This is a genomic window from Marinobacter sp. SS13-12 (assembly GCF_030227115.1).
Lineage (GTDB): Bacteria > Pseudomonadota > Gammaproteobacteria > Pseudomonadales > Oleiphilaceae > Marinobacter.
Genome location: NZ_JASSUA010000003.1, coordinates 95,618 through 110,512 on the forward strand (window position 1 = coordinate 95,618; position 14,895 = coordinate 110,512).

Annotated in this window: 19 protein-coding genes; 15 read left to right on the top strand and 4 right to left on the bottom strand. The window is 55.0% G+C overall.

Annotation, left to right across the window (positions count from 1 at the left end; genetic code table 11):
• Nucleotides 1-3: 3 nt before the first annotated feature.
• Complete coding sequence (imuA, locus tag QPL94_RS16345) at nucleotides 4-693, bottom strand: translesion DNA synthesis-associated protein ImuA (RefSeq protein ID WP_285358864.1); 690 nt, start codon at nucleotides 691-693, stop codon at nucleotides 4-6.
• Nucleotides 694-818: 125 nt separating this feature from the next.
• Here imuA and QPL94_RS16350 point away from each other — a divergent pair, with 125 nt between their 5' ends.
• Nucleotides 819-1,166 carry a 4a-hydroxytetrahydrobiopterin dehydratase gene (locus QPL94_RS16350; protein WP_285358865.1) on the top strand — a complete coding sequence of 116 codons (348 nt, stop codon included), beginning with the start codon at nucleotides 819-821 and terminating at the stop codon, nucleotides 1,164-1,166.
• On the opposite strand, the gene QPL94_RS21405 is transcribed toward QPL94_RS16350, so the two are convergent.
• Nucleotides 1,148-1,666, bottom strand: coding sequence for a site-specific integrase (locus QPL94_RS21405; RefSeq protein WP_350310643.1), 519 nt, complete (start codon nucleotides 1,664-1,666; stop codon nucleotides 1,148-1,150). The genes QPL94_RS16350 and QPL94_RS21405 overlap by 19 nt on opposite strands.
• Before the next feature lie 817 nt (nucleotides 1,667-2,483).
• Here QPL94_RS21405 and QPL94_RS16365 point away from each other — a divergent pair.
• The 8 genes from QPL94_RS16365 to QPL94_RS16395 all read left to right on the top strand — a co-directional run bounded on the left by QPL94_RS16365 (nucleotide 2,484) and on the right by QPL94_RS16395 (nucleotide 8,471).
• Nucleotides 2,484-3,191 (top strand): hypothetical protein, encoded by a 708-nt coding sequence (locus QPL94_RS16365; protein ID WP_285358867.1) that lies wholly within the window; start codon nucleotides 2,484-2,486, stop codon nucleotides 3,189-3,191.
• An 873-nt stretch (nucleotides 3,192-4,064) separates the two neighbouring features.
• On the top strand, nucleotides 4,065-5,390 hold the full coding sequence (ltrA, locus tag QPL94_RS16370) for a group II intron reverse transcriptase/maturase (RefSeq protein WP_285358868.1): 1,326 nt from the start codon (nucleotides 4,065-4,067) through the stop codon (nucleotides 5,388-5,390).
• Between the two features lie 116 nt (nucleotides 5,391-5,506).
• Nucleotides 5,507-5,926 (top strand): GFA family protein, encoded by a 420-nt coding sequence (locus QPL94_RS21410; protein ID WP_350310644.1) that lies wholly within the window; start codon nucleotides 5,507-5,509, stop codon nucleotides 5,924-5,926.
• Nucleotides 5,927-6,037: 111 nt separating this feature from the next.
• On the top strand, nucleotides 6,038-6,265 hold the full coding sequence (locus QPL94_RS16375; RefSeq protein WP_285358869.1) for a hypothetical protein: 228 nt from the start codon (nucleotides 6,038-6,040) through the stop codon (nucleotides 6,263-6,265).
• A 321-nt stretch (nucleotides 6,266-6,586) separates the two neighbouring features.
• Nucleotides 6,587-7,087 (top strand): pyridoxamine 5'-phosphate oxidase family protein, encoded by a 501-nt coding sequence (locus tag QPL94_RS16380; RefSeq protein WP_285358870.1) that lies wholly within the window; start codon nucleotides 6,587-6,589, stop codon nucleotides 7,085-7,087.
• 105 nt (nucleotides 7,088-7,192) lie between these two features.
• Nucleotides 7,193-7,471: a type II toxin-antitoxin system RelE/ParE family toxin gene (locus QPL94_RS16385; RefSeq protein ID WP_031211838.1), complete on the top strand. Its 279-nt coding sequence runs from the start codon at nucleotides 7,193-7,195 to the stop codon at nucleotides 7,469-7,471.
• On the top strand, nucleotides 7,471-7,764 hold the full coding sequence (locus tag QPL94_RS16390; protein WP_023012140.1) for a HigA family addiction module antitoxin: 294 nt from the start codon (nucleotides 7,471-7,473) through the stop codon (nucleotides 7,762-7,764). The genes QPL94_RS16385 and QPL94_RS16390 overlap by 1 nt, the downstream gene beginning before the upstream one ends.
• Nucleotides 7,765-8,183: 419 nt before the next feature.
• On the top strand, nucleotides 8,184-8,471 hold the full coding sequence (locus tag QPL94_RS16395) for a helix-turn-helix domain-containing protein (RefSeq protein WP_285358871.1): 288 nt from the start codon (nucleotides 8,184-8,186) through the stop codon (nucleotides 8,469-8,471).
• Between the two features lie 87 nt (nucleotides 8,472-8,558).
• Here QPL94_RS16395 and QPL94_RS16400 read toward each other — a convergent pair whose 3' ends face one another.
• Both QPL94_RS16400 and QPL94_RS16405 read right to left on the bottom strand, forming a co-directional pair.
• Nucleotides 8,559-8,813, bottom strand: coding sequence for a Txe/YoeB family addiction module toxin (locus QPL94_RS16400; protein ID WP_285358873.1), 255 nt, complete (start codon nucleotides 8,811-8,813; stop codon nucleotides 8,559-8,561).
• Nucleotides 8,810-9,061 (bottom strand): type II toxin-antitoxin system Phd/YefM family antitoxin, encoded by a 252-nt coding sequence (locus tag QPL94_RS16405; RefSeq protein WP_285358874.1) that lies wholly within the window; start codon nucleotides 9,059-9,061, stop codon nucleotides 8,810-8,812. Before QPL94_RS16405 ends, QPL94_RS16400 begins: the two co-directional genes overlap by 4 nt.
• Before the next feature lie 195 nt (nucleotides 9,062-9,256).
• On the opposite strand from QPL94_RS16405, the gene QPL94_RS16410 reads away from it, so the two are divergent.
• The 6 genes from QPL94_RS16410 to QPL94_RS16435 all read left to right on the top strand — a co-directional run bounded on the left by QPL94_RS16410 (nucleotide 9,257) and on the right by QPL94_RS16435 (nucleotide 14,862).
• Entirely contained in the window at nucleotides 9,257-9,526 is a 270-nt protein-coding gene (locus QPL94_RS16410) for a type II toxin-antitoxin system Phd/YefM family antitoxin (protein WP_285358875.1), read from the top strand.
• Between the two features lie 36 nt (nucleotides 9,527-9,562).
• The gene (locus QPL94_RS16415) at nucleotides 9,563-9,733 is read left to right on the top strand and encodes a type II toxin-antitoxin system RelE/ParE family toxin (protein ID WP_285359331.1); all 171 of its coding nucleotides are present in this window, start codon (nucleotides 9,563-9,565) and stop codon (nucleotides 9,731-9,733) included.
• A 92-nt stretch (nucleotides 9,734-9,825) separates the two neighbouring features.
• Nucleotides 9,826-12,009, top strand: coding sequence for an OsmC domain/YcaO domain-containing protein (locus tag QPL94_RS16420; RefSeq protein WP_285358876.1), 2,184 nt, complete (start codon nucleotides 9,826-9,828; stop codon nucleotides 12,007-12,009).
• 19 nt (nucleotides 12,010-12,028) lie between these two features.
• Entirely contained in the window at nucleotides 12,029-12,358 is a 330-nt protein-coding gene (locus tag QPL94_RS16425; RefSeq protein ID WP_285358877.1) for a hypothetical protein, read from the top strand.
• A 42-nt stretch (nucleotides 12,359-12,400) separates the two neighbouring features.
• Nucleotides 12,401-13,279, top strand: a complete 879-nt coding sequence (yghU, locus tag QPL94_RS16430) for a glutathione-dependent disulfide-bond oxidoreductase (RefSeq protein WP_285358878.1) — start codon at nucleotides 12,401-12,403, stop codon at nucleotides 13,277-13,279.
• A complete protein-coding gene (locus tag QPL94_RS16435; protein ID WP_285358879.1) occupies nucleotides 13,279-14,862 on the top strand; it encodes a PQQ-dependent sugar dehydrogenase in 1,584 nt (527 codons plus the stop codon). The genes yghU and QPL94_RS16435 overlap by 1 nt, the downstream gene beginning before the upstream one ends.
• Nucleotides 14,863-14,895 lie beyond the last annotated feature (33 nt).

Below are 14,895 nucleotides of genomic sequence, written 5' to 3' on the forward strand. Positions count from 1 at the left end.
GCCTTACCCGGCCCGGCCAGACCAGGGGCCCTGAACCACCCGGGGTACTTCCCGGAAAGCCAGATCTGCCCGGTGATCCATTGCCAGTGAACAACATTGCCCGGGCCAGCTACCGCGGCGTTTCAGCACATTCACCCTGAGATCCTGCTGATCTCCGGGAACCAGTTCCAGGCGCAATGCTGCCGGGGAATTCTGTTCGGCGTAGCGGCGCTCACGGAACAGTACACACACATTGCTGCCGGCTTCTGCCGCCAGCTGCAGGCGCCGTATCTCCCGCGCGGCCAGTTTCCCGGGCCAGGCCATTACCAGACCGGTTACCGGAGAGCGCAGGCAGTTTTCCAGCGTCCACAGGAAGTCGCCCTCGTCGTCAGTGTTGATCAGTACCACCTGGTCCAGATTGACACCTTCCCGGGCCAGGGCAGGGGCGTAAGGGGTGTGAGGTGGGTTCAGCCAGAACACGGTTTTGCCGCCCCCGGACAACCGTTGCATCAAGGGCAGCAGCAGGTGCAACTCACCAATGCCGGGTGCATCCAGCAAACACTCGCTCAGCGCCCCCCTGGGCCAGCCAATGCCACCGAGCTGGTTATCCAGAACCTGGTAACCGGTGGGTTCCGCCGACTGGGTAGTACGGACATGCTGGTGGCCCTGCCAGACACGGGCATCCTGCATCAGCGTGTTCAGAATCTCGCTCATGGAAAACTCTCATATACTGTTTAAATATACAGTATTCTGAAAGACCGATGATTTCAAGCGCCGGGTTGATAATCTGGATGAGGGAACCCACGCTTGTAAGACAGCCATCAGCCATGGAGGTTGAGATGAGTGAATTGACGAAACAGAGCTGTGAAGCCTGCAGTGCGGACGCACCCCAGGTGACTGCGGACGAGAAACAGGCTTTGGGCAAAGACGTGCCAGAGTGGCAGGTTGTTGAACTGGACGGGGAAGAGCAGCTCCAGCGAGTGTTCAAGCTCAAGAACTTCGCCCGGGCCCAGGCCTTCACCAACAAGGTGGGCGACCTGGCCGAAGCCGAGAACCACCACCCCGCCATCCTGTTGGAATACGGCAAGGTGACGGTACGCTGGTGGACCCACAAGATCGGTGGCCTGCACAAAAACGATTACATCATGGCGGCGCGCACCGATGCAGCCTACGAGGAGATGCAGTAATTCAACACACCCCTCGGGAAAGCTAGAAGGCATCGTCCACGGGGCTGCGTACCCCGAAGCCGCCCTTGCGCACCACGTGTGTATAGATCTCCGTGGTGCGAATGTCTGCGTGGCCCAGTAACTTCCGAATGGTCCGGATATCGCCCGGGGCTGAATACTGTTGGTAGTTTTGCGGGTTTGCGAGCGGCTTCGTAATTTAGACCTTCCAGCGGAGTTCCCAGGAACTCCCGGTAGAGGAAAATCAGCGCATTCAAGGCAACTCGCTGAGTGGCCACACTGGTGTTGGCCTGTAAAACCAAATGTGAGAGAAACGCTTCAACGTCTGCTGCGCCCATTGTTTCCGGGTGTTTCCGATCATGGAAGCGGATAAAGCGTTTGATCCAGAAGACATAGGTTTTTTCTGTTGCATAGGCAAGGCCGCGCATACGAATGAAGCCGCGAAGCCTGTCCATGAATCGGCTTGGCTGCGCCGGAATAGCGGGTGGGATGTCCGTATCCATTATTAACGCCCTGTTAAAGCGGTGGGTTGAGTGCAAAGGTTTTCTTGCCGTTTCACCGTAGGTTATCGCCAAAATACTGTATAAGTAACCAGTAGTGTTTTGCGTTTGGAATCGAGTGCAAGAAAACAAATAATGCGGATCGCCGTTGAGCGCTCTCCTTGCTACCCTCAAGAGCCGGAGCAGACGGTTAAGACCCGGCTTAAACCGCTCTGCTCCGGCTCTTGAGGGAAAGCGGATCAATCAGCGATCGTGGTCGCCTTTGTTCCGTGCCTTCTCGTCTTGGTTGCCCGCGCTGACGATTGGCCTGATACCTTCCCAGGCTTTTCTTCTGACTGTGGAGTGGTGTGTTATTGAGAGCAGTATGACAGTCTTTCTGGACGTTCCGTTTAACAACACGTTGCACGCGACCTGCGCTTCGCTCCGGCACGTGAACGTATCTCGTTAAATGCCTGGCTCCGGGGCTTTTTGGTTCGGTATTTGGGTCAGATTTTGCAGTTTTCATCGCGCAGAAAACAGTCCTCAGTCCGGCAACAGTTTTAGTGGCTAATCGGGTGTTCAGGTCGCGGGGCAATTCGGCGTAAACATCGGTCTGTTTCGGCTCATTCGGTGCTCTGGTTCCTGGCGCAATGGGTTTAGCCGGTGCAAAGTATCGGGAGTGGGCATTCGGCATTGGGTGCCGTAATAAATTGCCGGGGTTACCGGCATCTAACAAGGCGCATCAATTCGCGGCCTGCGGCCGCCGGACGCCCTTTTCGTTGCGGCTGCGCCTCCACTACAAGTGCGCCGTTGTGCGCTGGCGTTAAATGGATTATGAGGCATGGATAAACGTTGGAGTATCTATATTGATATTGAGGGATTTGGTGCGCGCTACGATCAGACCATGGCCGCATTGATTCCTCTTAATGCCTTGATGGAAGGGATCTACTTGGTAGGCAGTAAAAAATACGATGATGATGTTAATCGTCTTTTTGCTCACCAGTTTGGCGATGGCTTTGTCATTGTTAGCTGTTTCGAAGAAGAAAAATTGGACCGGGCAACCTCAATTGCGATAGCTTTGATGCGTCATGTACTTGCATCGGGAGGGCTTGCCAAAGCCTCAATATCTGAGGGTGGCTTTTCTGATATAAAAAGCTGTTACCCAAAGCCAGTTACCGATAATGAACAGGACGGTGTTGTATCCATTGGCGCAGGTTTGATGACTATTATTCCAGTAATGGGCACAGCGCTAATAAATGCTGTTTCTGTTGATAAAAGGAGTCCTTCAGGATCGCTGCTTACGATAGATTCAACCAACAAAGACCGTATATCTTCCAATTTCCAATCAAATGGAATAGAAAGTAATCTCCATTCGATTAACTGGCTAATCGGTGAGCACGACCTGGTTAATGAGATCTTGGCCGAATCAGGATTGAAAATTCAGTCTGAAGAAGAAAGAATAACAACGCTTAGAAAATACATAAAAGATAATAAACTTAAGCCAAGTTGGATAAGGACTACCTGCTTTGAACAGAACATATCCATTTAACAATCGCAGGCACGGCGACGTCTTTTCCATTGCGGCTTCGCCTCCATTCCAAAGTCGCGCATGCTGCGGGCGTTATAAGTCAGGAGTAATCTCCGGTGCATGAGCACAGGAATGCAAGCAATCAACTCACGTTTGCCTTCGATAAAATTCCGATGGGCCAATACTCCAAAGTCACCCGCCAGGTGACACAGGAGTTCAACTTGGCAGCTTGCAGCGATAAGACCAGAGGGCTGGATGAGGTATTCCAGGACTTTGGGCATGGTTCAGCTGTAATAGCCCTTGAGTGGGACAATTGGTCGGGTTTTATAGTTTGTGCCAAATGCAAAGAATCTGAGTCGTTGGCGAGGCAAATTGCCGCGTATGTTCAAAACTTATAACAATGCCATTAAGTCTGTTCCGGGCCTTCGGCCCTCCACCGGACGCCCTTGTCAGGGCGCCGCTTATGGCTGGCGTGTGTGCCGGGCATGGCACAGAACTAGGGAGGTGAAAGTCCTCCTGCCAGGTGTTCGCAGAGCCGAAGGCTAGGAGAAGGGCAAGGGCGTCATCGCGAGGTGGGGTCTGAAGGAAGCCCAATCCAAAGCGGCGGGGCGACGAACAGGAACCCGATACGAGGTGTGGTACATCCGGGGCGAGCGGGCACGTGACCGCGAAGCCCTCCTTCTGCGACTGGGATGTGCTTTATAAATCGGGCGCCCACGCCGTGAAAGCTCTGTGCCTTACCCTGGGAGGTCTGCCACGTGTGGACGGACCCACTGAGAGACGAGCGATCGCCTCTGATCGCGTGGCAGAAATCAGCAGAGGGCATAGTAGGTTCGCCCGTGAACCGAAGGCCCGAACAGAGACAGGAGTCGAGAGTCCGTGCAGGGAAACGGGATGGCATCCGCAAAGCAGCTTTCGCTGCCCCTGGAGTCTCCAGGGGATGAACCCGTTTCCGGAAAGCGGGAGAACTCGCACTCCGTTCAACCCTCACCGTGGATGGCGCGTATATTGAGCAGGGACAACCTCAATCGCGCCCTGAAACAGGTTCGACGTAACAAGGGAGCGCCGGGCATCGATGGCATGACCGTGGATGAACTGCCGGATTATCTGCGCCAACACTGGCCGGAGATCCGGCAGCAGTTTCTCCAGCAGACCTACCGACCGAAGCCGGTCCGTCGGGTCACCATTCCCAAAGCCAACGGCGGTTCCCGCCCTCTGGGCATTCCAACGGTGCTGGATCGCTTCATCCAGCAGGCGATTGCTCAGATCCTACAGCAGAATTGGGACCCCCGCTTTCACCCACACAGCTATGGCTTCCGCCCGGGGCGCTCTGCGCATCTAGCGGTCCGATACGGACAGCGCTGCGCCCGGGAAGGTCGCGACTGGGTGGTGGATCTGGACCTCGAAGCCTTCTTTGATCGGGTAAACCATGATCGCCTGATGGCACGACTGAAACGGCACTCGCCGGACAGGCCGCTGCTCAGATTGATCAACCGGTACCTGAAGGCGGGCGTTCAGATCGACAACCGCACAGCCCCGACACCCGAAGGCGTACCGCAAGGTGGGCCACTGTCTCCGGTGTTGGCGAATGTGGTGCTGGACGAACTGGACTGGGAGCTGGAGCGGCGTGACCTGCGCTTCGCCCGCTACGCGGATGATTGCCAGATCTACGTGGGCAGTCGCCGTGCTGGTGAGCGGGTAATGGTGAGTCTGACGCGCTTTATCGAGGACTCGCTGAGGCTCACAGTGAATACACGAAAGAGCGCGGTAGACCGACCCTGGAAGCGCAGCTTCCTGGGCTTCACCCTCAGCCGGAAAGGGCAACGCTTGAAGGTGGCTAGCAAAGCCATCACGAAGCTGAAAACCCAGATCCGAATACTGAGCCGCCGAACACGGGGTCACTCACTGGCCCAGGTGATCGCAGATCTGAAAGAGACCCTGCTTGGTTGGAAAGCGTACTTCGACGCAGCTGAAGTGCTGAGCCCGCTGCGGGACCTGGACAAGTGGATACGGCGGAGAATGAGAAGTTACGTGTGGAAGCAATGGGGCCGAAGGGGGTATCGTGAGCTGAGAAAGCGGGGTGTCTCGGTCAAACTGGCCTGGAACACCGCGAAATCGGCCCATGGCCCGTGGCGGCTGAGTCACTCGCCGGCATTACGGCACGCCTTACCGGCCAGGTTGTTCCGGAGCTATGGACTGCCGGAACTGGCAGTGCGGTAACGGGTTGAATCAAGTCACTGAATCGCCGTGGTACGTGATCCGTATGCCCGGTGATGTGGGAGGAGGGGCATCGTGAGGTGCCTCCCTATCCCGATTAAGTGCCAAAGGATTGATCGATGCAAGGTGAATGTCTCTGCGGAAGCGTGAAATTCGAAATTGATGGGGAGATACGGAATCTCTATCAGTGTCACTGCTCACTGTGCCGCAAAGCCACAGGGGCTGCCGCTAACGCTGCCACATTTGTGCAGGGTTCTAGTTTTCGTTGGGTCTCAGGTCAAAGCGAGATCCGGTCGTACCAAAAGCCAAGTGGTTTCCGAAGCGATTTTTGCTCAAGTTGTGGGAGTCCGGTTCCAAATAGCCTGCGGGGCACCGAGATGGTTTGGGTTCCAACCGGTTTGCTCGATGAACTCGCCGTATCGAGGGTTTCTGTTCACCTCCATACAGCATCCGCCGCGCCATGGGAGCAAGAATCCGCTGAGTGCGTTCGATTGGAGGGCGGCCCTGAGAGCCTGGAATCACTTAACAAATTGTTGTAGTACGTTCCGGGCCTCCGGCCCTACACCGGACGCCCATTTCGCTGCGCTACATGCGCGCATGCTGCAGGCGTTATGTGGTGAATTCCGAGCATACCAAGGAGATAGGTCTACATGGATGAAGGACAGGAACCCGCCGTAAAGGAGTTCTTCGACGATTTTGTCGCGGCATTTTCGAGCTTTGACGGTGATCGTGTGGCCACCAAGTTCAGTCTTCCTTATATGGCTAAAGGGCCGGGCGATTCTTGCAGTGTTTTCGACTCACGGTTCCAGTTGGCAGAGTATTTTCAGTCCTACCTGGATGAATATCACTCACAAGGATGCCGTGAATGTCGTTACTAAAACCTTTCTGTAAATTGGCTTGGTTCTGAATCCGTGGTTGCCTCTGTAACCTGGAATTTGGTGGATGCGTCTGGCGTATCAGTCACCTCATGGTCAGAGTCGTACATGCTGGCCTTTGCAAACGGTAGTGCCTTAGCTTTTGCTACTGTAGACCACGTGGGGGAATAAAATATGTGCTTAGGCGCGGGCTCACATAACCAGTCGTTCAAGTTCGTTACGGCCTACGGCCTACGGCCTCCATCGGACGCCCTTTCCATGGCGCCTTTGGCACCATTCCAAGGTTGCCGCTTAACATTGGCGTTATGCACAAATGGAGAAACTATGAACATCAAGGATGATTGGAAGAAGGTAAAGTCAGTTTTAGAGCAAGGTCAGGCTTCTACTGTTTACTGCTCGATCGCAACCGTAAACCCCGACGGCACGCCCCACATCACGCCAGTTGGCACTGTTTTCCTTCGCGATGATCAGAGCGGGTACTTTTTTGATCACTACGCCGAGGCTTTGGGTAAAAACATCGATCAGAACCCGAATGTTTGCATCATGGCAGTCAACGCCGGTCGATTCTTTTGGCTAAGGTCTCTGCTAAAAGGCCGTTTTGTTGCTCCGCCGGGCGTGAGACTTTACGGCAAGGTCGGACGAATGTGTGAAGCCACGCCCGAAGAAATCGAGAAGATAGAAAAACGGGTTAAGCCATCTCAGTGGATGAAGGGGGCGAGGTTGCTCTGGAGTGATTTCACCCACGTTCGAGACATTGAATTTACCCATTACAAGCCAATCACCTACCCAGTGATGATGGATGGGATGTGGCCGGAACATGCATAACCAAGTGGTCAACGGGACGCCAACTACGCTGCGCTCCGTTGTCGCCCATTACCACCGGCGTTAAGCTTTATTGTTGCGTGGTGCGCAACATGCTAATATTCCTTCATGATTAAATCATTCCGTCACAAAGGACTGAAGCGGTTTTACTCGACCGGCCACACGTCTGGCATACAACCCGACCATGCCAAGAAGCTGCGTATGCAGCTGGCTGCTCTGGATACGGCGACTTCAGTGGAAGACATGGATATCCCTGGTTTTCGGCTTCATCCATTGAAGGGCAAAGACAAAGGCCGGTGGTCGATTAGGGTTAACGGAAATTGGCGCATGACGTTCGAATTCCAGGACGGCAACGCCTACATTCTTGATTATGAGGATTATCACTAATGACTATGCATAATCCGCCACATCCTGGTGAATTCATTCGTGAGGTGTACCTGGAGCCTTTCGGTATCAGCTCTCGTCAGCTTGCTTCCAGTCTGGGCGTTTCACCCTCCACTTTGTCTCGGTTGCTTAAAGGGGATAGTGGCATTAGCCCTGAAATGTCTCTGCGGCTGTCCAAGGTTCTCGGGCGTACTCCTGAGAGTTGGTTGGCGATGCAAGATATGTATGATCTATGGGTGGCTCGCGGCACAGTCAATCTGGATGGTATTCATCGCCTTGACTTCGAAGCAGCTTAACCAGTGGCTGTTGTCGGACGCGCCTGCGCTGGCGCTCCGGCACGCCGCAAAGCCAGGCGTTACACCTCACTGATCCGGCCTTGATGTCTGTACGGCAACGCCGTATATTTTAGCAATGCTATTCATCGAAACCTCAACATTCACCAAGCTATTGCCGAACTACCTCACGGATGAGGAATACCGTGGGCTTCAAACTTACCTTCTACAGAAGCCAGATGCCGGGGACCTGATTAAAGGTTCGGGTGGTGTTCGTAAAGTTCGGTGAGCACCAGCGGGCTCTGGAAAGAGCGGTGGCATCAGAGCAATTTATTACTGGAAGAAATCTGACCACGAAATATGGATGCTCACGCTGTACAGTAAATCAGAGCGCGCCAGTATTCCTGGCCACACGCTCAAGCAGATAGCGGAGGCAATCAAAAATGGGTGACAGGAACCTTGGGGCAGAGATTCTTGACGGTATCAATGAAATCAAGCAATTCAAGAAGGGCAAATTGGCTCTACGAACGCATGAGCTTTCAGCGCCTTCACCGCCCAAAGTTATCAGACTGAAATTGCACATGTCGCAGTCCGCATTTGCCGGTCTTATGGGCGTGAGTGTGCGAACCCTTCAGGACTGGGAACAGGGTCGTCGCGAGCCGCAGGGTCCTGCGGTTGCGCTTCTGCGCATTGCTGAGCAACACCCGGAAGTTTTTAGTCAACTTCACTGACCAAAGTGAGGTGTAACCAGGCCATGCACCGGATGCCAAAACCTTCGCTTCGCTGCGGCTTTGTCACCGGTGATGGCTGGCGTTAAATCAGTAGTGATACCGAAGCTGGGCGATAAGCAAAGCGTCATCCGTGACCTTGTAAACCATTCGGTGTTCTTCGTTGATTCGCCGAGACCAGTAACCAGCGAGGCTGTGTTTAAGGGGCTCTGGTTTACCGACACCTTCAAACGGTTCTCGCGTGGTCTCTTTGATCAGCTTATTGATTCGGTTAAGGATCTTTTTGTCAGTTTTCTGCCAGTACAGATAGTCTTCCCAGGCGTTCTCGGAGAAGATGAGTTTCATTCAAGAAGTTCCTTTTCTTGACCACCGCCGTGCTCCAGCTCGGCAACGGATTCCAGCAAACGACGGGCATTCTTTGGTGCGCGAAGGAGGTATGCGGTCTCTTGCAATGCCTCATAGTCCTCAAGAGAGATCATAACCACGGATTGCGATTTGCTCCGGGTGATGATCACAGGAGAATGGTCTTCACAGACCTGCTCCATGGTTTTTGCTAGATTGGTTCTAGCGGCTGTGTAGCTAATGGCATCCATAAGGCTGTTCCTGTACAGGATATTGATCATGTTCATAATACCGTACGCCAAATGATTTAACAATCGGCTGCACAGCGACCGAGTTTCCGCCACTTCGCGGCTCCAAACCGGCGCGTGAGCCGGGCGTTATGTTTCTTGATCGCACCTGTTAACTGGTGCTATTGATGGCACCGAATCGTTGACTAGGTAATCACCATGCACGTGAAATTTTCCGAGGATGTCATTCCTCTATCAGACCTGAAGATTAGTCCCGGAAAGGTGGTTGGTCGAGCGCAGGATACGCATCGACCAATCCTGCTTACCAGTCGTGGCCGTGGCATAGCAGTTGTTCAGGGGCTAGAGGATTATGAGCGAGCTGCAGAGGAATTGCGGTTCGTAAAGGCGGTGGCGCAGGGGCTGATGGATGTTCGCGAGGGCAACACCGTATCGCTGGAGGACGCCAAGAAAACGTTGGGCATCAAGTAAATGGAATTACGCATCGCACAGTCCACTCTTTGTGAGATGCTTCAAATCCACCCTGATTCTGGTCGAGTTGTACCTGAACTTAACCTCGATCATATTCGCGAATTGATCCACGCGCCATTTCGAGTCGTCTATCTCAGGCAGGCTAAAGAAGTCGTTCTCATACGGGACTGGCGGAGCGAGAGGGAGCTCGACAGACCACCCGATTGAGTGACTGACCAAGACGAAGAGCCTTAAAAACTGGATAATGGCTGCCATTCAAGGCTGCGGCCCGCCAAATTCTCCAATCCGGATACTTCGTCATGGAAATCAACGTCAATTTTCTCGACAACCTCAGACTTGAAGCCAAGTTTGATGATTTCACCGTCGTTACCGACCAGCCTATCCGCTACAAGGGCGATGGGTCGGCACCCAGCCCCTTTGATTATTTTCTGGCATCCTCGGCTCTGTGTGCGGCTTACTTTGTTCGCGTCTACTGCCTGGCACGGGATATCCCCACCGAGAATATCCGCCTGTCCCAGAACAACATCGTGGACCCTGAAAACCGCTACAACCAGATCTTCAAGATTCAGGTAGAGCTGCCCGAAGACATTTCCGACAAGGACAGGCAGGGCATCCTTCGCTCCATTGACCGCTGTACGGTCAAGAAGGTGGTGCAAACCGGCCCGACGTTCGAGATCGAACCCGTTGAAAACCTGGGGGCGGACGCCCAGGCCTTGTTGATGATCAAACCGGAGGAGGGGGCCAGCACCTTTATTGAGGGCAAGGATCTTCCCCTGGAGCAGACCATCGCCAACATGACCCGGATCCTTGAGAATCTGGGCATGAAAATCGAGATCGCGTCCTGGCGCAACATCGTGCCCCATGTGTGGTCACTGCACATCCGCGATGCTGCCTCGCCCATGTGTTTTACCAACGGCAAGGGCGCCACAAAAGAAAGCGCGCTGTGTTCGGCTCTGGGCGAGTTCATCGAGCGGCTGAACTGCAACTTCTTTTACAACGATCAGTTTTTCGGGGAAGACATCGCCAACAGCGAGTTCGTCCATTACCCGAACGAGGAATGGTTCAAGCCCGGCCCTGACGATGAGTTGCCCGAAGGCATTCTCGACGACCATTGCCTGGCCATCTACAACCCGGACGGCGAGCTGTTCGGCTCCAACCTGATCGACACCAACTCCGGCAAGACCGAGCGCGGGATTGTCTCGCTGCCTTTTGTGCGCCAGTCGGATGGCGAGGTGGTTTATTTCCCCTCGAACCTGATCGAGAACCTGTACCTCAGTAACGGTATGAGCGCCGGTAATACGCTGCACGAAGCCCAGGTGCAGTGCCTGTCGGAGATCTTCGAGCGGGCGGTGAAGAAGCAGATTATCGAAGAAGAGATTGCGCTACCGGACGTACCCCGGGAGGTGCTGGAAAAATACCCGGATATTCTGGAGGGTGTGGAAGCGCTGGAAGCGCAGGGTTTCCCGACACTGGTCAAGGACGCGTCACTGGGCGGTCAGTTTCCGGTGATGTGCGTTACCCTGATGAACCCGCGAACCGGTGGCGTCTTCGCCTCCTTTGGCGCACACCCAAGCCTGGAAGTGGCGCTGGAGCGCAGTCTTACGGAACTGCTGCAGGGGCGCAGCTTTGAGGGGCTGAACGATGTGCCGCCACCCACGTTCAACAGTCTTGCGGTGACCGAGCCCAACAATTTCGTGGAGCACTTTATTGATTCCACCGGTGTGGTCTCCTGGCGCTTCTTTAGCGCGAAGTCTGATTATGATTTCTGCGAGTGGGACTTTTCCGGCACCAACGCAGAAGAGGCGGCCTGCCTGTTCAACATCCTCAGTGATTTGGGCAAAGAGGCATACGTCGCGGTCTATGAAGAACTGGGAGCGCCGGTATGTCGTATTCTCGTGCCAGGGTATTCCGAGGTGTACCCCGCCGACGACCTGATCTGGGATAACACCAACAAGGCGCTGGACTACCGGGAGGACATCCTGAATCTCCATTCCCTGAGCGATGATCAGCTGGCGGATCTGGTGGAGCGCCTGGAAGAGAGCCAGATGGATGACTACACCGACATCATCACCCTGATCGGCATCGAGTTTGACGAGAATACGGTCTGGGGTCAGCTCACCATTCTGGAGCTCAAGCTGCTGATCTACCTGGCCCTGCAACAGCATGAGGAAGCCCTCGAAAGGGTGGAAGCCTTCATGCAGTTCAACGACAACACCGTAGAACGCAACCTGTTCTACCGGGCGGTGAATGCAGTGCTGGAGATCACCATTGATGAGGAGCTGGAGCTCGATGACTATCTGGTCAACCTCCGGCGTATGTTTGGTGAGGAGACCATGGAAGCCGTGGTAGGCTCGGTGAATGGCAGCGTTCGCTTCTACGGTCTTACCCCGACCAATATGCAGCTGGAAGGACTGGAGAAACATCTGCGCCTGGTCGAAAGTTATAAAAAGCTGCATGCGGCCCGTGCAGCGAGGCAGAACTGATTCTTCGGAGTAAGTCCTTATGAAGAAAACCTTTTTAGTGTTGATGCTCATGGTCGCTGCCAGCGCTAACGCCTCGGCTCAGGAGGTCGATTATGACAAGCGCAATCTGCATATTTTCTGCGCAAGCCATCTGGCGCTCCTCAGTGACTCACTTACCGAAGAGGGTGATGTCTACAAGGCGCTGGTATTCATGTCAGACACTCATGGCGATGAGGCGCGGAAAATGGGCGCGACCGAAACGCACTTTTCCGATGTGACCCGCTACCTGAAAACCGTCCGTAATAACAACAAAGGGAAGTGGGACAGGCTGACCTCCCGCAGCAGAGACGTCTGTTTGCCCGGTTCCTGAATGGTTTGAAACTCGCACACCCCTAAAGGTGAGGATGATTGTATGACCGACGATACCTACACGCCGCCGAAAGTCTGGAAGTGGGACGCAGAGAGCGGTGGAGCCTTCTCCAAAATCAACCGGCCCATTGCCGGGCCTACCCACGACAAGGAACTGCCAGTGGGGAAGCACCCGTTCCAGGTGTATTCCCTGGCAACCCCCAATGGCGTGAAGGCCACCATTATGTTCGAGGAATTGCTGGAGAAGGGCATCAAGGAAGCGGAATACGATGCCTGGCCGATCCGCATTAAAGAGGGTGAGCAGTTTGGCAGTGGCTTTGTAAAAGCAAATCCTAATTCCAAGATTCCGGCCATGATGGACCACACCCATCAGCCAGCCGTGCGGGTATTCGAGTCCGGGTCTATCCTGCTTTATCTGGCGGAGAAGTTTGGTGAATTCCTGCCAACGGATATCGTTGCCCGGACGGAAACCATGAACTGGTTGTTCTGGCAGATGGGCAGCGCGCCTTTCCTCGGCGGCGGGTTTGGACACTTCTACGCCTATGCGCCGGAAAAATATGAGTACCCGATTAACCGCTACACCATGGAAGTGAAACGTCAGCTGGATGTGCTGGACCGTCAGCTGGCCGATAACCGCTACGTCGCAGGGGATGAATACACTATCGCCGATATGGCTATCTGGCCCTGGTACGGAGCGCTGGTCAAGAACAAGGTCTACGAAGCAGCGGAATTCCTTGAAGCACACACCTACACAAACGTTGTGCGTTGGGCCGATGAAGTCGGTGCACGCCCGGCCGTGAAACGCGGGCTGATGGTTAACCGCACCTGGGGTGACGAGAGCAAGCAGTTGCACGAACGGCACGATGCCAGTGACTTCGAGCTGCGTACCCAGGACAAGCTGGAGCCTTCCGGAGAGAAATAATGGCAGCGCCTGGCAGCTGGTGGAAAGTGGTTCTCGCTTTTGTGATCGCGCTTGTGGTGGGCTCTGTGCTGGGTAGCCTCGTGCAGACCCACTTCAACCTTCAGGCGCTTGAAGCCCTGGGGGTTGAGATAACCATGGCAACGCAGCTGGAAACCAGTGCGCAGGATCTCGTCAATTTCGCCCCACTTTACGCCGTACTGTTTGGCATCAGTTTTCTTTGCTCACAGGGCGTTGCTGCGTTGGTAGTCAGGCTATCAAGCAACTTCAGCCGGTTGTGGTTGTACCCGCTTGCGGCGTCGGTGGGGCTTTGGGTGACACTGAAGATTGTGGATGCCCTGGCACCCATGCCCACACTCATCGCCGCGACCCGTGGCACCGGAGGTTTATTGGCCATGCTTGTGACGGCGGCGATTTCGGGCTGGCTGTTTGCTGTGCTGGTTAATCGCCCGGCTCAGCGGAGGCGAGGGTATTCAGCCGTGCCGGTGATGGCGCTTACGTTGGCTGGCAGCCTGGCCTTGCCAGAGTCGGATGCTGTAGCGGATGAACAGCCAGCCTACGAGATAGAGACAGTGGCACAGGGCCTTGAGCATCCCTGGTCGCTGGCTTTTCTGCCGGACGGGCGGATGCTGGTGACCGAGCGGCCTGGCCGGCTGCGACTGATTGCGGCGGAGGGTGAACTGCTGCCGGAATCACTTGAGGGTGTGCCGGAGGTATTTGCGTCAGCTCAGGCCGGCCTGTTCGAGGTGTTACCGGCCAGGGATTTCGAGCAGAGTCGCCAGATTTATCTGAGCTATGCCTGCGGTACAATGGAGGCCAACCATACCTGTCTGGCCAGGGGCGAGCTTGGCGAGCAAGGCCTGGACAATGTGCGCGAAATTTTCCGGGTGCAGCCGGCAAAGGAAGGTAATGCCCATTACGGGGGGCGTCTGGCCTGGCTGCCGGACAATACGCTGGTGCTTACCCTGGGTGATGGTTTTGATTACCGGGAAGACGCCCAGCGGCGTGAAAACCACCTTGGCAGCATTGTCCGTTTGAACCCGGACGGCACGGTGCCGGAAGACAACCCGTATGCCGGCAGTGATGCCTATGAGGCGGAAATCTACAGCTACGGCCATCGCAACGTGCAGGGTCTGGTCTACGATCAGGAACAGGATCGTCTCATTGCCCATGAGCATGGTCCCCGTGGCGGCGATGAAATCAATGTGATTCGTCCGGGCGCCAACTATGGCTGGCCCATTACTACCCACGGGTTGGATTACACGGGTGCCCGGGTAAGTCCGTTTGAAGAGCGGGAGGGTATTGAGCCGCCCTTGTTGCATTGGACGCCATCCATTGCCCCCTCGGGCATGGCATTGTACACCGGCGAGCTGTTTCCCCGCTGGCAGGGTGAGCTGTTGATTGGTGCGCTGGTGACCCGGCAGGTACATCGCGTCAGGCTGGAGAACGGCAAAGCAAGGGAAGTCGGCACGCTGTTTGGTGAGTTGGATGAACGTATAAGGGCGGTGCAAACCGGCCCGGACGGCGCTATTTACCTGCTGACAGACAGCAGCGATGGGCGTGTTCTGAGGGTAAAGCCTGAATAGGGAGGCGTTTGGCCCGGTCTTGCCAGCAGAGTC